We start from the raw sequence: 19,885 nt of genomic DNA, 5'->3' as shown, positions 1-19,885 counted from the left end.
TCAGCCATACGATTACTTTCTTACTCTTAGTCATCCTGCCACCCCCCCACCTAAAGACCCACTCACATTACAGACTATTGTACCATATGAATATTCAGAACATTAACATATTACCACAATAATTCTTCAGATTCAAAAAATTTCCTTATTTTAGAAATGAAGTAAAGAGAACCTGTTATTAGTAATACATCATCTTTGCCTACATTTAAGGAAGCCTGTTTTATAGCCTCCTGTTCATCTTCAACAACTTTTGTGACCGTTATAGAAGAGTAATCAGCAAGCTCTTTTGCACTTAACGCTCTTGGAAAGTCAAATGTAGTCATATAAGCTGTCTTGATCACTTCGGATAGGAGGTTTATCATCTTACTCACTGGCTTATCTTCTAGCGCGGCATACACAAGGATAATATTCCTACCATCATAATGCCGTTTCAAGGTATTCACCAGAGCCTGGGTTCCTTCCTCATTATGGGCTCCATCAATAATAGTTAATGGGTTATTGCGTACTTTCTCAAACCTTGCCGGCCAAAACGTTCTCCTGATCCCATCGATATACTTTTCCCTTCTTACATTCGCTCCTATTGCTCTCAATTGTTCTGCAGTCTGAATAGCCAGGGCAACGTTCTCCACCTGGTGCTGCCCTTTCATCCGACTTAAAAGCTCAGGAGACGTGTAGTTTTGATTAGAGAAAATAAACGATTCTCCTATCTCTGTGCTTTTAAGGTGTTCCACATGAAAGGCTTCACCTAAACAATACAAAGCAGACTCACATTCTTTAGCTCGATGTGCAATGACTTCAAGAGCTTCCGTTTGCTTTACTGCCGTGATAATCGGAACTTCGGGTTTAATAATCCCTGCTTTTTCTTCCGCTATTTCCTCCACTGTGTTCCCAAGAATATTCATATGATCATGTCCGATGTTTGTTATAACAGAAACAAGAGGGGCAAGAATATTTGTGGAATCATACTTCCCTCCTAACCCTGTCTCTATCAGGACATAGTCAAGCTGTAACTCGGAAAAATGAAGCATCGCCATCGCTGTAATGATTTCGAATTCAGTCGGCTCTCCCAGAGGAGTTTGAGCTAATTCTTCAGCAAGCGGCTTAATTATTTCAACTAAAAAAGCCAGAGAATGATCAGGAATAGGAGTTCCATTCACACTGATTCTTTCATTGAACCTCTCGATGTAGGGAGAGGTGAACGTCCCTACTGTAAATTTTTGTTCCTGTAAAATGTGTCTTAAAAAGGAAACTGTCGACCCCTTTCCATTCGTTCCGGCAATATGAACAGCGTTTAATGTTTGCTCAGGATGATTTAATCGCTCCATCATCCAAGTCATCCGTTTCAGTCCAGGCTTGACCTTAAACTTTTCCCTGCTATGGATCCACTCTATTGCTTCCTCGTATTTCATCACTACTATTCCCTCTTTTCAAAAAGAGGAGAGTACTCCTAAGAATACCCTCCTCGCTCTCTTATTCTTTTAGTTCCTTAATACGCGCTTCTACTTTAGACCGTTTATCTAGGTAATCAGTCTCTTTTTTACGTTCTTCTTCGACGACATGTTCAGGTGCTTTACTGACGAAACCTTCATTCGCTAGTTTCTTCTGAACTCTTGCAACTTCCTGATCCCATTTATTCCATTCATTTCCAAGACGTTTGATTTCATCCTCAATATTAATCAGCCCTGCTAACGGAAGGTACAATTCAGCTCCAGTAATGACAGCTGACATCGCTTTTTCTGGTGCTTGAAGATCGGTCCCTATTGTCAATTCACTCGGATTACAGAACCTTTCTAGATAATCACGGTTCTTCTCAAGTTCTTGAACAATCGATTCATCTTTTGCCTGTATCAGTAACTGTATTTCTTTAGACATTGGGGTGTCCACTTCAGCACGGATATTCCTCACTGAACGGATGATGGATACAAGTCGCTCCATTTCCGATACGGCCTGTTCATTATGGAAATCTTCGCGGACTTTCGGCCATGAAGCTTGAGTGATCGACTCACCTTCATGTGGCAGGTGCTGCCAAATTTCCTCGGTAATGAATGGCATGAACGGATGCAACATACGCATCGTTTGGTCCAAAGTGTAAGCAAGGATAGAACGTGTGGTATGGATTCGGGCTTCGTCTTCTCCGTATAATGGAAGCTTCGCCATTTCAATATACCAGTCGCATAAATCATCCCAAATGAAATTGTAAAGGTGACGACCAGCTTCTCCGAACTCGTATTTATCAATATTTGTCGTCACTTGTTCAATGGTTTGGTTCAACCTTGTCAAAATCCACTGGTCCGCTACTGATTTTTCACCTGTAATGTCAATATCTTCATACTTCAAGTCTCCCATATTCATCAGGGCAAAACGAGAGGCATTCCAAATCTTGTTGGCAAAATTCCATGTAGATTCTACTTTCTCCCAATGGAAACGCAAGTCTTGCCCAGGGGAAGATCCAGTCGACAAGAAATAACGTAACGAATCCGCTCCATACTTCTCAATGACATCCATTGGGTCGACACCGTTACCCAGGGATTTACTCATTTTCCGACCATCTGCATCACGAACCAGACCATGAATCAGTACATCTTTGAATGGACGGTTACCTGTGAATTCAAGCGATTGGAAGATCATACGACTGACCCAGAAACCGATGATATCATACCCTGTGACGAGTACGTCCGTTGGGAAATAACGCTGGTAATCTTCACTTTGCTCATCGGGCCACCCCATCGTTGAGAAAGGCCATAATGCCGAAGAAAACCATGTGTCCAGTACATCTTCATCCTGGTTCCAGTTTTCAGGATCTTCTGGTGCTTCTTTCCCTACATAAACTTCCCCGGATTCTTTATGGTACCAGGCCGGAATTCGGTGCCCCCACCAAAGCTGGCGTGAAATACACCAATCACGTGTATTTTCCATCCAGTGCAAGTACGGCTTTTCAAAACGGTCAGGAACGAATTGTACTTGATTTTCGCCTTTTTGCAATTCAACAGATGCATCAGCCAGTGGCTTCATATCGACGAACCACTGTGTGGACAAATAAGGTTCTACGACCGCTCCACTACGTTCAGAGTGACCAACCGAATGCATATGTTCTTCAATCTCAAAAAGAATTCCTTCTTCCTGGAGGTCTTTAACAAGTTGTTTACGGCACTCAAAACGGTCCATGCCTTTATATTTGCCAGCATTTTCGTTCATCGTTCCGTCTTCGTTCATAACGAGTATGCGCTCGAGACTGTGACGGTTTCCGATTTCAAAGTCGTTCGGGTCATGGGCAGGTGTGATTTTTACTGCGCCGGAACCAAATTCCATATCCACATAATCATCCGCAACGATCTCGATCTCCCTGCCTACAATAGGAAGGATGGCCTTTTTACCAATGAGGTGCTTGTAACGTTCATCTTCCGGATGGACGGCTACAGCTGTGTCGCCAAGCATCGTTTCTGGACGAGTTGTAGCAATTTCGATTGCTCCATCTTCATCTTTGAGCGGATAGCGCATGTGATAAAACGCTCCCTGGACATCCTTGTATTCTACTTCGATATCAGAAAGAGCGGTTTTAGTAGCTGGATCCCAGTTAATGATGTATTCCCCACGGTAAACCAGGCCTTTTTCATAAAGGGTGACGAACACTTCTTTTACTGCGTCTGAAAGCCCTTCATCCAAAGTGAAACGTTCACGGGAGTAATCCAACCCGAGTCCCAACTTCTCCCATTGAGCCCGAATGAACTTCGCATATTCATGCTTCCACTCCCATGATTTTTCCAGGAATTTCTCACGGCCTAAATCATGACGGGATATTCCTTGTTCCCGAAGTTTAGCATCTACTTTCGCCTGCGTAGCAATCCCAGCATGATCCATTCCAGGCAACCAAAGAACATCATAACCTTGCATCCGCTTCACACGGGAAAGGATATCCTGCAACGTCGTATCCCAAGCATGGCCAAGGTGCAGCTTACCTGTTACGTTCGGGGGTGGAATAACGATTGTATAAGGTTCCTTCTCTTCATCTCCTGTTGCTTCAAAAAACTTACCATCTACCCAATATTGATACCGATCCTTTTCAACTGCTGCCGGATCATATTTCGTCGGCATGGAAAGATCTTGTTGATCCATATTGATCTTCCTCCTTTATACTCTTTATCTAAATAAAAAATCCCTTCCATCCAATAAAGGACGAAAGGGATTCATTTCCGTGGTACCACCTTAATTTACAGGAAACTCTTCCTGTACACTCAAATAAAATAACGGCTTTTAACCGGCTTCTCCTACTGTATTTTCAAAGAAGCTGCATCAAGGGCGACCTTCCATCAACAGGGTTCCTGGAAAACTCTCAGCATCTGTCTTCCTCTCTGAAGGAATTGTTCATGTACTCTTCCCTATCTAAGCATTTCACGTATATAGACTATATTACATATTGTATATAGAAAAGACGCATTTAGTCAACTATCTCTGAAAAAATGTGCAAAAGCCCCTGATCAACAACCTCAGAAGCTCTTCAAAAGTATATATCAGAAGATTCGATTCCGAATTTTCATGGAGATTTAGGGGCTATAGGAAACGGCTCGTCCATTTCCATTGCCCAGACAGCGTCATAAGCAGAACCTCAAAGAAATAAAAAACACATTCCGTTGATGTTCTGCTTATGCCAAGTGTGGCTATCAGGGCATTTCCACATATGAACACTTTCGTGGGAGGACGGTGTGCCAAGTTCTTACCCATTGTAGTCTAAATTTCAGTTGGAGATCATAGTTGATTTTGAAAAACTGCTAACCCCATGGTACTGAATGCATTGTCAGATCGCAGGGAGTTTCGAACTGCTTATAAAGGCAATGGGGGATGGGAAGCTGCGAGACCCTCGTAGAACTTTAGCTCGAGGAGGCTTGCCGTCTTCCCGCGGAAAGCGAGTAGTTCCCATCCCCCATTCGCACCCAAAAATGTTCGAAACTGTGTCTTCAACTATAGGGAGCTGTTATTGGAAAAACATTTAGAAAAGAGGTGCTGATATGAGCAGATTATATCGTTATCGACTACCCCCATGGTGTAGAAATTGGCTGTTCGTAATTGAAAAGTCCATGTTACCTATTGTTATATTTCAAGCACTAAGGACAATTTTCTTCCCGACCACTTTCGACATTTTCCTTCTGGGTATCGTCTTAGGCATTTTCCTTGCTTTCAAATATAAGTGGATTTAATTAGGTATATAAACGATTTGTCCAGGAGAGACATCATCTGTAGAATCATTGACCCGCTCTAACTGCTTGAGAGACACATCGTATTTTTCTGCAATGGATGACAGAGTCTCTTCTTCCTGGGCAATGTACATTTTCATTTGAGTGTAACTGTCTTCCCTATTCGGGAACAGATGTTTGAAAATCTGTTTGATTCCATCCATACCCCCTGGAGCTTGAGCACTTTCCTTATCGGATGACGACTCTTCCATTTCATCCAAACTTACTTCACCCCACTCTGAGGTACTGTCATACGAGGGTTCTTCAGGAGGAGCTTGTTGAATCGTTTCTGTTTTATTGCCGAAGAACTCTGGAAGGCTTTGGGACTTTTTATAAAACCAACGGCCATCTTCATCAGGATTATCGGCACTTTGCCCTTCATCTTCCAGCCCCTCATCTTCATGTATCTTAAAGATCGGCGCTTCTCTTTCAGGGAAGACTGGTGGATCCTCCTGGGTCGGTTCCTGTAAATTTAGTGGTCCAACTGTCGCTGGTTCATCAAAATCTTTTTCATTCTGAGCTTCATTCTTCTTCTCTTCCACACCATTAATCGTCACTTGGGCATGCAAGCGGAGCTGCCGATTAGCTGGGAGCTCGTAATCAAAGCTCTCTATATCTATTAATACATCTTCTAAATTTGATACCCTTTCTAGAGGAACAGTTATTTCTACTGGGAAAGCGTGGGAAAATACATGCACCCCTTCTTCCGCCGATTCCACTTGATCCATAATCCGAACCGACGGTGCTAAAGGACTTTCATCCTGTACATCGTCACTTCCTGTAGGGATATATTCTCCTGCAAGGTCCACCGTTCCTTTAAGACGAACCTCATCCCCGAGTTCCTCAATACTGATTTCAGGCTCCAAGGAGATGCCTAGCAACTCTCTCACGCCCTGTCCTTCCTTGAACCATATGGATTCATCTAGATAAAATGAAAATACATTTTGTTTATTATTCAAAATTCGGTCCCTCCTATAAGGTAATAAACACTATTCTCTATTATCACCTTATGCGAGAGTTACCGTTATATACATGAAGAGATCCAAAAGAAAGACGCATAGGCCCAAACCCCTGCGTCTTTTTTTCATTTATTTTATATTTGCAAACACTTTGCCAGCTGCCCGAATCGTCTTTTCGATATCTTCATCCGTGTGCTTCACAGATAAGAAGAGCCCCTCAAATTGAGATGGCGGCAAGTAAATACCTTCCTGTACCATCCCCTGGAAATAACGAGTGAAAAGTTCAAGATCCGACTTGTTGGCTGTTTCGAAATTTGTGACCGGTTCATTCGTAAAGAAGAACCCAACCATTGAACCGGCTCTGTTTACGGTCAAAGGTATGCCATGCTTCTCAGCTGCGTCCTGATAGCCTTCGATCAATCGGTCTACTTTTTTATTAATAGACTCATAAGCTTCTTCCGTCATGGCAGCAATCGTTTCATATCCTGCTGTCATTGCTAGTGGGTTACCGGAAAGAGTTCCTGCCTGATAAATATCTCCAACAGGTGCGACGCGTTCCATAATTTCACGTTTTCCACCGTATGCACCAACAGGTAAACCACCGCCGATCACTTTTCCTAAACAAGTCATGTCCGGTGTCACACCGAAATGACCTTGAGCACTATGATATCCGACACGGAAGCCTGTCATCACTTCATCAAAAATGAGCACAGTTCCATTTTCCTCTGTCATACTTCTAAGCTCTTGCAGAAAGTCTTTTTCAGGTGGGACCACCCCCATATTACCTGAGACAGGTTCAATAATAACTGCTGCCAAATCTTCTCCAAATTGTTCGAACACATAACGTGCACTCTCTAAATCATTATATGGAACGGTGATCGTATTCTGGGCAATCGATTCCGGTACACCAGGAGAATCGGGAAGCCCCAATGTGGCTACCCCCGAACCAGCTTTAATCAATAGGGAATCTCCATGACCATGATAATTGCCTTCAAACTTCAGGATTTTATCGCGCCCTGTGTAACCTCTCGCAACACGAAGTGCACTCATTGTCGCTTCTGTACCTGAGTTGACCATACGGAGCATTTCAATAGAAGGAACCCGTTCTTTAACTAAATGTGCCAACTTATTTTCCATTTCCGTAGGAGCTCCGAAGCTAGTCCCCTGAGCTGTAGCCTTATATAATGATTCCGTCACTCTTTCATCTGCATGACCCAGGATCAGTGGACCAAAACTCAACACGTAATCAATATATTCATTGCCATCAATGTCATAAAGCTTCGACCCAGCCCCTTTTTCCATGAAGATCGGGTCCATCTGCACCGATTTAAAAGCCCGCACAGGTGAATTGACTCCACCTGGCATCAAGTTCACCGCTTCATTATATGCCTGTTTTGAACGATCGAATTTTTTCATTGCTTCCACCCCTTAAGTAATCGAATTAATCTTCTTTCAACCATTTCGCAGCATCTTTTGCGAAATAAGTGATAATGAGGTCTGCACCAGCACGTTTCATTGATGTCAATTTCTCCAGGACAATTTCCTGTTCATTGACCCAACCATTTTGGGCAGCTGCTTTAATCATTGAATATTCTCCACTCACATTGTAAGCGACAAGCGGGAGGTTGAAACGGTCTTTAACTTCTCGCATGATATCTAAGTATGATAAAGCTGGTTTGACAATAAGAAAGTCTGCGCCTTCTTGGACATCCGATTCTGCTTCTCTAATTGCTTCTAAACGATTCGAGGGATCCATTTGATAGGCACGGCGGTCTCCAAATTGCGGGGAGCTATGAGCAGCATCTCGGAATGGTCCGTAAAAGGAAGAAGCATATTTCACAGCATAAGACATGACAGGAATATGACTGTACCCTGCTTCGTCCAGACCATGACGGATAGAGGCGACAAAGCCATCCATCATATTAGATGGAGCAATGATATCTGCTCCTGCCTCTGCTTGTGAAACGGCTGTTTGAGTAATATAGGTAAGAGATTCATCATTAGCTATATCCCCATCACGAACCACACCGCAATGGCCATGATCGGTGTATTGACAGAGACATGTATCTGCTATGACCGTTAAAGAAGGTACCTCTTCTTTAATTTGGCGGATAGCTTTTTGGACAATGCCGTCTTCATGATAAGCCTGACTACCGACTTCATCCTTTTCAGCAGGAACACCAAAAACAATGACAGAACGAATATTCAGTTGAACTAGCTCTTCCATCTCTTCAGTCAAATAATCCAATGATACTTGATGAACACCTGGCATGGAAGCGACAGGATTTTTCACCCCTTCTCCTTCCACCACAAAGATCGGAAAAATTAGATCCTCTGTACGCAGATGCGTTTCTCTGACTAACGCCCTCATAGATTCTGTCCGACGAAGACGACGATGACGTTTAAATGTTAAATCACTCATCTTATCTTTCCTTTCATTAGAAAAATAATGGTTCAGTTGATTCATTATTTCATTGATTGTATATTGCTTTGGAACGAAAATGTGCCGAAATCCATACCTTCTTGCTGTTTCCGCTGTAGTTGGGCCGATACAAAAACAGGGAAGGTCTTTACCATTGATTTCCGCTCCTTGAACTATGTTGGCAAAAGCTGAAACTGTAGATGGACTTGTAAACGTTAAAGCATCTAATTCCTCCGATTTTAACCAACTTAATATCTCTTCTCTCTGATCCTTCACTAGTAGGGTATCATATACAGTCATGGATTGAAAAAATACACCCTTGGCCCGAAAAGCAGCAGGTAAAACATCACGCGATCGATTGCCTCTTATGTAAAGAATGTTGCCTGGTCGAGGATATACGGCAAAAAACTCATCCACCATCTTAGTAGCCTGGAAACGGGAAGGTATAAAATCAGCTTGATATCCGTAACTTTTGAGTGCGTGATTTGTTTTTGTGCCAATAATTGCAAACTGAAGCTTTTGAGGAAGAAATACATTGTGTTTCCTCAATAATTCGAAAAAAAACTTCACGCCATTGGAACTTGTGAGAAATACCCAAGAATAGTCGTGAAGTTGATGAATAATCTCTTGATGAGATTCTGAATCATTCAATTGGAAATCAAGAAGGGGAGTATGATAGGAAACTCCACCTCCCTCTTCAATCTTCTCTATGAATGGATGTGCTTGGGATTTTCCTCTCGTTACGAGAATATGCTTCCCTTGCAATGGTTTCATTACTGGTCATACTCCTCTATGGCACGGTCCACAATTTCTTGTGCTCCTTGAGCTTTCAAGCGATCCGCTGCCTCTTTCCCAACTTCTACTGGGTCTTTCCCACTTACTGTTTCATGTAAAATTGTTTTACCATCAGGTGTTCCAACAAGCGCTGTTAAAATGATCTCATCGCCTTTACGATAGGCATATCCTCCAATAGGAACTTGACAACCGCCATTCAAATCATGAAGGAATTTACGTTCCGCAGCCACTGTTGTTTCTGTGTACTCATGATTAAGTTTTAATAGAAAGTCCCGAAGTTCTGAGTCATTCTCACGGCATTGGATGGCAAGAGCCCCTTGTCCGACGGCAGGAACACAAACATCAGGTTCTAAATATTCGGTAACCACATCATCGTCCCATCCCATTCGCTTCAGGCCAGCTGCTGCAAGGACGATGGCATCATAATCCTCTTCTTTCAACTTCTTAAGGCGTGTATCGATATTTCCCCGAATCCATTTGATTTCAAGGTCTGGTCTTACCGATTTGATTTGGGATCCGCGTCTTAAGCTACTCGTCCCTACTATTGCTCCTTCCGGAAGGTCTTTTAGAGCGACATTTCCATTGGAGACGAACGCATCTCTGTGGTCTTCACGGATAGGTATGGCTGCAACAGTTAAGCCTTCCGCGACTACTGCCGGCATGTCTTTCATACTGTGGACAGCCATGTCAATTTCTCCATCGTACATCGCTTGTTCGATTTCTTTGATGAATAACCCTTTACCACCCACTTTGGAAAGGGTCACATCAAGAATTTGATCCCCTTTAGTAGAGATACGCTTAATTTCAAAGTCATAAGATGGATCGATTTGTTTCAGCTGGTCGATCACCCATTCTGTCTGAGTAATTGCCAAGTTACTTTTTCGTGAACCGATAACGATTTTTCTCACTCTGTTTCCTCCTCGTTATTAGAAATGAAAGTTAGATAAAGACCCGAATAGAAAGAAATTGATTAATAAAAATAAAAAAGCAGCTGAATTGAAGATGGAAATGCTTCGCCCCTGATAGCCCTTAATGACACGCAGAACCAAATAAATGATATACACTGTCAGGACTAGCATAGAACCAAGCGTCTTAGAGTCATACCAATAAAAAGGGGCAGTAGACACATATCCCCAGACGACTCCCAGGATAATTGCGATCAATAATAATGGAACACCCAAAATGATGGCGACATAAGAGAAGTGATCGAGTTTCGTCAAGTCTCCAAGGCGAAAAAGTTTTGTATTCCACTTTTTCTTTTTCAACAATCGGTACTGTAACAAGTACATAATTGAAAAAATAAAAGATACTGTAAAAAAACCGTAAGATATGATTGCTAAACTGACATGAATCACAAGGAGTTCATTGACCAGCGCAATCCCCTGTTTTTCCAACACGTTCTGCGCTCTTGTAGAAATATGAATGATCATGATCAAAAAACCGACCACATTTGTGAAAAACACAAGAAAATCTACTTTAAAAAGTCTATTTATAATCAATGAGAACGTAACTAAAATCCACGCGTAAAAGTATAAACCATCATAAACGGTCATAATGGGGAAATTTTCTTTAAAGAACATTTGGGAGAGTAAGAAAAAGGTCTGTAAAATCCAAACCATACTAAGTAACCAGAAAGCGAGAACATTCGCCTTCCGGTTATTTTGTACAAAGTCAATGAAGTATCCAATTAAACTAAGACCATAAAGGAATAGGATAAGTTCATATACCCACTTGAATTCAAGCATTTAACTTCCCACCTTATGGATGGGCCACAGAGCTAATGACCTTTTTGATCGGTTCACTTACCTCTGAACTGCGCTCCACCTTCATTCCGTTCTTTTTTTCTTGTGCTTTTACCTCTTTATCAACTTGCTCCTCAATGCCGAAAATCTGAGTGAACAACTTCAAAGTCTCATCAGAATCCGGCTGGGCGGCAAGCTCTTTTGCTTGAGAAATCGGTTCTTTCAACATCTGGTTGATAATACTCTTTGTGTGTTTATTCAGTACTTTACGTTCACGATCGCTTAGTTCCGGCATCTTCCGTTCTATGCTTTTCATCGTTTCTGCTTGAATGTTCAATGCTTTTGAACGTAACGCAGAAATTACCGGGACTACACCAATCGTTTGCAACCATTGTTTAAATTCAACGATTTCCGCTTCAATCATCACTTCAATTTCTTCCGCTGCTTGTTTACGCAGGGCAAGGTTAGCATCAACGATTCCTTGCAAGTCATCGATATCATACAGGAATACACTATCCAACGTTTCCATCGCAGGATCCAAATCTCTTGGTACTGCAATATCAACAAAAAATAATGGCTTCCCTTTTCGTTTCCGATGAATAGGCTCCATTTTTTCCCTAGTTATTACGTACTCTGTAGCCCCAGTCGAACTGATGACTATATCAGCATCTGCTAAAACATCTTCCAGCTCGTCCATCGTCTTCGCATAGCCATTAAACTGATTAGCAACAGTTTGAGCTTTTTCCAGGGTTCTGTTGACAACGGAAACTTTTTTAACACCGGAACCATGAAGATTCTTCGCAGCTAATTCTCCCATTTTTCCTGCACCTAAGATGACAATATGTTTATGAACAAGATCGCCGAAAATCTTACGAGCAAGTTCAACAGCAGCATAACTGACAGATACAGCGTTTTCACCTATTTCCGTTTCTTTATGCGCTTTTTTCGCCATAGTAACAGCTTGTTTGAATAACTGATTAAATATCGTACCAGTCGTACCAGCTTCTTGAGCACGCATAAAGACTTGTTTTATTTGGCCAAGAATTTGGGTCTCCCCAAGAACCATAGAATCCAGCCCAGAAGTGACACGTAACAAGTGTTCCATTGCCCCATCTGTTTCGTAGATGGAAAGAAAAGGAGAAAACTCTTCTTTTTCTACTTCAAACCAGTCAGATAAAAATTGTTTAATATAGTAGCGGCCTGTATGGATTTGATCCACAACGGCATAGATTTCCGTGCGGTTGCATGTAGAAATAATCACATTTTCTAGCACGCTTTTTCGGGCATTAAGCTGTTGCATTGCTTCCTCAAGCTGCTGCTCTGAAAATGTAAGCTTCTCCCGGATTTCCACAGGGGCTGTTCTGTAATTAAGACCGACAGCTAAAATGTGCATTTCATCTACCCCCATTAAAACGTTCAGAACTTCTCATATCCATTAGTATAGCACAAAAAAACGACAATATTTCATGTAAATTATGAACAGATTTTGAACCTGTTATGATAGGATAAGATTACGTTAAAAAGAAAATTATAACTATTTATTTAGAACCATTTTAAATTATAACCCGTCTGTAATATACCAAAACATGACGGACAGCGCAACAATCCGGCACGATAATACAAAGTTCTCTTCCCGTTCGTTTATTTTGGAAGATCGGAAGACACATGCTACAATCCTTGTCAACGATCGTGTAATATATTTTATTATAATAAGGTGTGAAGTATATGAATAAACAGCAGTCTTTAATCGGTTTTATATTGATTGGTGTTGGTGCTTACTTTTTTATCCATCACCTCAATGTACCCCAATTAAGTCCTTTCTACTCATGGTCAGCTCTAGTTTTCATCATCGGAGTTGCCTTTCTTTCACATAGTTATATGACTAAAGATTACTCCAACCTATTCACAGGTGCTTTGATTACCGGTATCGGTCTTCATTTTATAGCCACCCAGCATACTTCATTCTGGATAGACCATTGGGGAACGTACCTTCTCATTATAGGGATCGCTTTTCTGCTCCACTATCAAAAAAATAAGAAAGGGTTGATCCCTGCTCTTGTTTTTCTCAGTATCGGTCTGTTCGTATTATTTGCTCCTACAAGCCCCATATGGTTTCAATGGTTACAGGAAGTCTTCTTAATGATCGAACGTTTTTGGCCTATAGCCTTGATAGGTTTTGGGATTTATTTATTAAAGAAAAAATAAAGAAACGCAACCAACCAGTCGCGTTTCTTTATTTATTAACATTGTCCACCTATTACACTAAAGCGGCTACGGGAAAAGGTTCGCTCCGCCCCTTTCCATAATAGGTTTCTCGAAACCACCCTCAAATAAAGAGAGCATAATGTAAGTGAAAGTGCGGTAATCACAGGCTTGAAGTGCTATTCTCCCTCTACTTATGGCAGGGTTATTGTTGTGCGATTTAGAATAACTTTTACGGCATGGTAGGTGGGGGATGAGGAGACTCCTATTTTTTAAAGCGGAAGTGCCTCGATCAGCGGCGTATGGACTGGACTGAGCTGGAGGAGATAAAGGAAACACGAAGAGCGTAGTGATTCGATGTTGACTTATCGTACAGAAGCGAGGGAAGTCTCATTAGCCGCTAGGCACTAGAGCTGGATAGCACACGTATGGCTTATGTAATCCATTGGAATGTGGGATCATGCAGGTGTAAGAACGGGAAAGGATAGACTGGCGAGACACCAAAGATCACTTCAAGTGACCGAGGAGGCTTGCCGTCTTCCCCGCGGAAAGCGACTTATCCCCCTCCTCCCCTTATTCACATCAAAAGTCTCGAAATCGATTCTTCCAGAATACTGCCATTTTGTTGAAGGAACGCTTACAATATGGAGCTTAAAAACGCTTGTGTACGTTCTTCTTTTGGATTTTCAAAAATATCTTTGGGCGCACCTGTCTCGACGATTTTTCCATCGTGCATATAAACTACACGATCTGCAACTTCTCTGGCAAACCCCATTTCGTGTGTGACGACAACCATCGTCATCCCTTCTTTCGCAAGATCTTTCATTGTTTGTAATACTTCACCGACTAGTTCTGGATCCAATGCAGATGTAGGTTCATCAAAAAGCATAATTTCCGGCTTCATGGCAAGAGCCCGAGCAATGGCTACCCTTTGTTTCTGTCCGCCGGAAAGCCTTGCTGGATAATCATCAGCTTTATCCCCGAGACCTACTTTCTCTAATAATTCTTTCCCTTCCTTTTTCGCTTGAGCCTTGGATACCTTCTTAACTTGCAAGGGCGCTTCAATTACATTCCCTAATACCGTCTTGTGAGGGAAAAGATTGAAGTGTTGGAATACCATACCAACCTGTTGGCGTACTTGATTCAGGTTATCTTTTTTAGGATCTATTTGCTCCCCTTTTATATATAGTTCTCCACTATTTTTCATCTCTAAAAAGTTCAAACAACGCAACATTGTACTTTTACCCGAACCACTGGCTCCGATCAGTACTACAACCTCACTTTCTTCCACATGAAAATCAATATCTTTCAGGACATGCAAGTCCCCGAAATATTTATTTAATTTATTTACTTGAATCATTTGTTCTGACAATTGTGTATCCTCCTCCGTTAATCACTAACAGCCATTTTCTTCTCAATCGCACTTACTGCTAGAGTCAGCAAGAATACGAGAATTAAATACCAAACAGCACTTACGAGCAACCATGTCATATAGTCGAATGTATTGGACCCCTGTGTCGTTGCTACAGCGAAAATTTCTGAGACACCGATAAAGGCTGCCAGGGATGAATCTTTCAAACCAATGATAAACTGATTCCCTAACGGAGGCAATGCACGTCTGAATGCTTGCGGTAAAATGATACGGCGCATCGTCAATATGTTACTCATACCGAGCGAACGCCCAGCCTCTGTTTGGCCTTTACCAATCGACTGGATCGATCCACGGAATATTTCTGCTATATATGCTCCGTTATGAAATGCAAGACCTAATGCGACGGACCAGAATCCACTGATCATCCAAATCTCTGTTAATCCATAATAAAAGACGAAAATTTGCACAATCAGAGGTGTTCCCCTTACGACATAAATATAAATATTAGCCAGCCACTCTAATGGCTTGATTTTCGATATTTTCATAAAAGCAAACATAAGCCCTATGAATATAGCAATTAAAATAGAAATAGCTGTAAGAGCTAACGTCATTTGCGCCGCTTCAAAAAAGATACCGCGACTTTCAATGAGCGACCCCCAAAAATTAACGAAATTCAAATACAATTTACTCAACTCCTCTATAATGTCAAAAAAGAGTACGCTCTCTGCGCACTCTTTTTAACTTCGACCTTTTATCTGCATCAGTTGATCGACTTACTCGGGAAGAGTAGTAATATCTTCTCCAAAGTATTCTTCACTGATTTCCGCAAGTGTTCCATCTTCACGAAGTGTTTCTAGAGCTGCATTAATTTCTTCAAGTAGTGCCTCATTTTCTTTAGAAACAGCGACTGCTTGTTCACTGCGTTCAATCATTTCTTTCGCTTCAATTTCAAGTCCTTCTGCAGAAGCTTCTTTACCTGTCAGGAAATCAGTGATAACAGCATCATGGCGGTTTTTAGCTAGCGACTGTAATGCCACAACATCACTGTCATAGGTGACAATATTGTCTGTTACTTCTTCTGCATATTTACTGTAAGTAGAACCTTTGGAAATCGCAATTTCCATCCCCTCTAAGTCTTCAAGTGTTTCCACATCACTATCTGGACGAGTGAAAATCTGGGCTCCAGAGTAATAATAAGGAGTAGAGAAATCCACCTCTTGTTGACGTTCCTCCGTAATGGTATGACTCGCTACTGCTGCATCAAATCGACCAGTCTTGACACCTTCTACAATACTAGCGAATTTTTGTTTCTGAGGATTTGGCTCTAAGCCCAACTCTTCGGCGATTGCATTCGCTACATCAATATCAAAACCACTCATTTCACCACTTGCTTCGGTCATACTGAACGGACGGAATTCCCCAGAAGCAGCAAAAGTAAATTTACCATCCTCAACTAGGTCATATTCCACTTGTTCTCCGGACTCTTCTGTATCACTATCATTCGTATTTCCCGATGTTTCTTCCTCATCTCCACTAGTGCCGCAAGCGGCCAGAGCAGAAATCATTAGGATGCTCAGGGTAATCATAAGTAAAAACTTTTTCATAACCACAAAAACCTTCCCTTCATCAATTTGTCATTTCTCTGTAATATTAACGACACTTTAAATTATATCGATTATTCTAACAATTCCCAAAAATGAAGGCTCTTTATATATCTGTAAAAAGTGCTAAAAAGTAGACTGTTCCGATATAATCCTATTACATACTTAAAAATGCATAGAAATGCTAAGAAATAGGAGTAATATGTATGGTTATACGTAATTGAGTGCACTAGTACAATCACCTGGCTGGCACCTGAAACAAGACTCAGTAATGTTTTTTCGCAGAAAGGTTACATAGTTTTTAAAGGAGACGCGTTATATAACACAAAAGCAAACATACAGAAAAAAGTGATCTCCCCTTTCGCAAGACAGATCTGGTATTGAGGCGAGAACCTGTACAAAAATGAAGATGTTGCATCTAGAGACATCATAGTTATCAAAATTGAATATCCCAACTAAAAAACCACTTCTCAAAAAGAAGTGGTGGGACTTTCTATAATTTCAGATGAGAGAGCATCGTCCGCCATGCGACATCCTTACCTTCACCTGTTTCAGCGGAAAATGGAATAAGTGTATCTTCTTCTTCCATTTCTAAAACATCATAAATCATTTTCAATTGTTTTTTCCGCTGACCTTTTTTGATTTTATCCAGCTTTGTCGCAATGACCATGACCGGTAATTCAAAATGCTTCAAGTAATCATACATCATTTGATCATCTTCTGTAGGTTTATGCCGGACGTCTATTATTAATGCTGTCGCTCTCAATTGTTCGCGCTCAGCAAAATATTCTCCCATCATTTCTCCCCATTTAGCCCGCTCTTTTTTCGAGACTTTGGCATAACCATAGCCTGGAACATCAACAAAATGAAATTTTTCATTAATGATATAAAAGTTCAAAGTTTGCGTTTTCCCAGGTTTGGAAGAAGTTCTTGCCAAATTTTTCCTCTGAATCATGCGATTGATAAAAGAGGATTTTCCGACATTTGACCTTCCCGCTAGTGCTATTTCAGGGATGGGTTCTTTTGGGTATTGCTTTTTACTCGCCGCACTAATGACGATGTCTGCAGAATTAACCTTCATGTATTTCCTCCGTTAATGCTTGTTCTAAAACTTCATCCAGATGTTTAACAGGAACAAAAGTAAGTCCTTCCTTAATGCTCTCTGGAATGTCTTCTAGATCTTTTTCATTCTGATCAGGAATGATGATTTTCGTTAGTCCTGCTCTATGGGCACTTAGAGACTTCTCTTTCAAACCGCCGATAGGTAAAACGCGACCTCTCAGGGTGATTTCACCTGTCATTCCGACCTCTTTACGAACCGCTCTTCCTGTTAGTGCTGAAACAAGTGCTGTAGCCATCGTAATCCCTGCGGAAGGTCCATCCTTTGGCGTTGCCCCTTCTGGAACGTGGATATGAATGTCATTCTTTTCCACGAAATCAGAATCAATTTTAAGTTCTTTGGCCCTTGAACGGATATAACTAAACGCTGCCTGGGCAGACTCCTTCATAACATCACCGAGTTTACCAGTAAGTGTTAAGTTCCCTTTTCCAGGGTAAATCGACACTTCAATTGATAAAGTATCTCCACCTGCAGTCGTATATGCAAGACCTGTTGCTGTACCAATCTGGTTTTCCAGTTCTGCCCGTCCATAACGGAATTTCGGGCGCCCAAGAAGATCTTCTAGTTGCTTCTCTGTTACGACTACCCGCTGTTTTTCACCAGAAACGATTATTTTAGCAGCTTTCCGACATAAACTTGCCAATTCCCTTTCTAGCCCTCGTACTCCTGCTTCTCTTGTATATCTACGTATCAATTTAAGTAAAGCATCATCACGCAGTTGTAGTTGACCTTTTTTCAAACCGTTCTCTTTGACCTGCTTCGGTAATAGATGTTCTTTTGCGATGTGTACTTTTTCAACTTCTGTATATCCAGCTATCGTAATGATTTCCATGCGGTCTCGTAATGGACCTGGAATGTTTGAAATGTTATTTGCGGTAGCAACGAACATGACTTTAGACAAATCATAATTTTCTTCAATGAAATGGTCACTGAACGTTGCATTTTGTTCAGGGTCCAGGACTTCAAGCATAGCAGATGAAGGATCCCCTCTAAAATCACTTGCCATCTTATCGATTTCATCAAGTAAAAACACAGGGTTTATCGTTTCAGCCCGCTTCATTCCTTGAATAATTCGCCCAGGCATTGCTCCGATATATGTCCGGCGGTGTCCGCGTATCTCGGCTTCATCTCTTATTCCTCCAAGAGAGATCCGAACAAATTTTCTATTTATGGAACGTGCGATGGACTTAGCCAAAGAAGTTTTTCCTACCCCTGGAGGTCCTGCTAAACACAAAATAGGTCCTTTGATCGTTTGTGTCAATTTTTGAACAGCAAGATATTCAAGCACCCGTTCTTTAACCTTTTCCAGCCCATAATGATCTTCATCGAGCACCTTTTCTGCCCGATTAACATCTAGATTATCTTCTGTTTCTTCCTGCCATGGTAAGGAAACCAGCCATTCAATGTAATTACGAATGACAGAGCTCTCCGCAGAGCTTTGGGGAACTTTTTCATATCTACCCAATTCTTTATATGCCACTTCTTCTACCCGTTCTGGCATATTTGCCTTTTCTATTTTTTCTTTGAGCTGAGCGACTTCGCCTGATTTCCCATCTTTATCGCCAAGTTCGTTTTGGATAGCCTTCATTTGTTCACGTAAATAATACTCTTTTTGAGTTTTCTCCATCGATTTCTTAACTCTTTTCCCGATTTTCTGTTCAATTTCGAGAACTTCCCGCTCATTCCCGATCATGTCTACCAGTTTTTGAAGGCGGTCCTTGACGTTCGAAGTTTCCAAAACCATTTGCTTTTCTTTTAATTTGATCGGCAGATGGGAGGCGACCATATCCGCCATGTGACTTGGTTCATCAATATCGGAAACAGTGTTGTACGTTTCTTGACTGACCTTTTTCGACACCTTTACGAATTTCTCAAATTGATCCATTAAAGTACGCATAAGGGCTTCTTCCTCATTCTCCCCTTCATGCTCATCTTCAATTTTAAAAATGTCTGCATGATAAAACTCTTCATCATCTGATAAATTTTCTATACTCGCTCTAAATAATCCCTCAACAAGAACACGGTTCGTCCCATTTGGAAGTTTCACCATCTGTTTTACTCTAGCTACTGTCCCAATTGTATAAAGGTCATCTTGCGAAGGTTCATCAATATTCACTTCTTTTTGTGATACCAGGAAAATTTCATTATCATCCATCATGGACTGCTCTAATGCTTGTACCGATTTCTCGCGGCCAACATCCAGGTGTAACACCATAGATGGATATACAAGCAATCCTCTAAGTGGAAGGAGAGGTATCCTTTTTCTCTGTTTGTCTGTCATTCCTTGCACCTCCGATTAATGCAAATACGTAGTTTCATCATATATAAATGTACTTGGAAAGTAAACGAAACGGCACCAAATGATACCAACACCGATATCCCTTAACACATATCCTGTCAAGGGGGGAGATCATACCTAAGATAATCCTATTATGAGCATATAA

General features: G+C 41.4%; 15 protein-coding genes, 1 pseudogene and 1 other annotated feature. Of the genes and pseudogenes, 2 read left to right on the top strand and 14 right to left on the bottom strand.

All coding sequences use genetic code 11. The features are described 5' to 3' along the window. Window positions 1–110: 110 nt before the first annotated feature. Window positions 111–1,409, bottom strand: a complete 1,299-nt coding sequence (locus tag BMZ58_RS00805) for a bifunctional folylpolyglutamate synthase/dihydrofolate synthase (protein WP_075035077.1) — start codon at window positions 1,407–1,409, stop codon at window positions 111–113. A gap of 61 nt (window positions 1,410–1,470) precedes the next feature. Beyond that, window positions 1,471–4,113: a valine--tRNA ligase gene (locus BMZ58_RS00800; protein WP_075034661.1), complete on the bottom strand. Its 2,643-nt coding sequence runs from the start codon at window positions 4,111–4,113 to the stop codon at window positions 1,471–1,473. 53 nt (window positions 4,114–4,166) lie between these two features. Then, window positions 4,167–4,392 (bottom strand) — a binding site (T-box leader). A gap of 611 nt (window positions 4,393–5,003) precedes the next feature. On the opposite strand from BMZ58_RS00800, the gene BMZ58_RS00795 reads away from it, so the two are divergent. Continuing rightward, a complete protein-coding gene (locus BMZ58_RS00795; RefSeq protein WP_075034660.1) occupies window positions 5,004–5,192 on the top strand; it encodes a hypothetical protein in 189 nt (62 codons plus the stop codon). Here the strand turns inward: BMZ58_RS00795 and spoVID are convergent. From spoVID to hemA, 7 genes and pseudogenes are all read right to left on the bottom strand, one after another. Next, window positions 5,189–6,187, bottom strand: coding sequence for a stage VI sporulation protein D (spoVID, locus tag BMZ58_RS00790; protein ID WP_075034659.1), 999 nt, complete (start codon window positions 6,185–6,187; stop codon window positions 5,189–5,191). The genes BMZ58_RS00795 and spoVID overlap by 4 nt on opposite strands. A gap of 129 nt (window positions 6,188–6,316) precedes the next feature. After that, window positions 6,317–7,603 carry a glutamate-1-semialdehyde 2,1-aminomutase gene (gene hemL / locus BMZ58_RS00785; protein WP_075034658.1) on the bottom strand — a complete coding sequence of 429 codons (1,287 nt, stop codon included), beginning with the start codon at window positions 7,601–7,603 and terminating at the stop codon, window positions 6,317–6,319. A 25-nt stretch (window positions 7,604–7,628) separates the two neighbouring features. Then, window positions 7,629–8,609, bottom strand: coding sequence for a porphobilinogen synthase (gene hemB / locus BMZ58_RS21385; RefSeq protein WP_075035076.1), 981 nt, complete (start codon window positions 8,607–8,609; stop codon window positions 7,629–7,631). Between the two features lie 57 nt (window positions 8,610–8,666). Then, window positions 8,667–9,383: pseudogene (locus tag BMZ58_RS21380) on the bottom strand (uroporphyrinogen-III synthase); the annotation flags it as partial. Further along, on the bottom strand, window positions 9,383–10,312 hold the full coding sequence (hemC, locus tag BMZ58_RS00770) for a hydroxymethylbilane synthase (protein ID WP_075034657.1): 930 nt from the start codon (window positions 10,310–10,312) through the stop codon (window positions 9,383–9,385). The gene hemC and the pseudogene BMZ58_RS21380, both read right to left, overlap by 1 nt. 18 nt (window positions 10,313–10,330) lie before the next feature. Then, entirely contained in the window at window positions 10,331–11,149 is an 819-nt protein-coding gene (locus BMZ58_RS00765) for a cytochrome c biogenesis protein (RefSeq protein ID WP_075034656.1), read from the bottom strand. A 13-nt stretch (window positions 11,150–11,162) separates the two neighbouring features. Next, window positions 11,163–12,539: a glutamyl-tRNA reductase gene (gene hemA, locus BMZ58_RS00760; RefSeq protein WP_075034655.1), complete on the bottom strand. Its 1,377-nt coding sequence runs from the start codon at window positions 12,537–12,539 to the stop codon at window positions 11,163–11,165. Window positions 12,540–12,871: 332 nt separating this feature from the next. Here hemA and BMZ58_RS00755 point away from each other — a divergent pair, with 332 nt between their 5' ends. Beyond that, a complete protein-coding gene (locus BMZ58_RS00755) occupies window positions 12,872–13,351 on the top strand; it encodes a hypothetical protein (RefSeq protein ID WP_075034654.1) in 480 nt (159 codons plus the stop codon). Window positions 13,352–13,985: 634 nt separating this feature from the next. Here the strand turns inward: BMZ58_RS00755 and BMZ58_RS00750 are convergent. From BMZ58_RS00750 to lon, 5 genes are all read right to left on the bottom strand, one after another. Further along, the gene (locus BMZ58_RS00750) at window positions 13,986–14,708 is read right to left on the bottom strand and encodes an amino acid ABC transporter ATP-binding protein (protein ID WP_075035075.1); all 723 of its coding nucleotides are present in this window, start codon (window positions 14,706–14,708) and stop codon (window positions 13,986–13,988) included. A gap of 29 nt (window positions 14,709–14,737) precedes the next feature. Beyond that, a complete protein-coding gene (locus BMZ58_RS00745) occupies window positions 14,738–15,403 on the bottom strand; it encodes an amino acid ABC transporter permease (protein WP_075034653.1) in 666 nt (221 codons plus the stop codon). Between the two features lie 90 nt (window positions 15,404–15,493). Further along, the gene (locus BMZ58_RS00740; RefSeq protein WP_075035074.1) at window positions 15,494–16,324 is read right to left on the bottom strand and encodes a transporter substrate-binding domain-containing protein; all 831 of its coding nucleotides are present in this window, start codon (window positions 16,322–16,324) and stop codon (window positions 15,494–15,496) included. Window positions 16,325–16,814: 490 nt separating this feature from the next. Beyond that, complete coding sequence (gene yihA / locus BMZ58_RS00735) at window positions 16,815–17,402, bottom strand: ribosome biogenesis GTP-binding protein YihA/YsxC (RefSeq protein ID WP_075034652.1); 588 nt, start codon at window positions 17,400–17,402, stop codon at window positions 16,815–16,817. Then, window positions 17,392–19,722: an endopeptidase La gene (gene lon / locus BMZ58_RS00730; protein ID WP_075034651.1), complete on the bottom strand. Its 2,331-nt coding sequence runs from the start codon at window positions 19,720–19,722 to the stop codon at window positions 17,392–17,394. The genes yihA and lon overlap by 11 nt, the downstream gene beginning before the upstream one ends. Window positions 19,723–19,885: the final 163 nt, after the last annotated feature.

This window comes from Halobacillus dabanensis (assembly GCF_900114165.1).
Classification (GTDB): Bacteria; Bacillota; Bacilli; order Bacillales; family Halobacillaceae; genus Halobacillus; species Halobacillus dabanensis.
The sequence above is the reverse complement of the archived record's forward strand: the minus strand, read 5'-3'. Positions and strand labels throughout refer to the sequence as shown.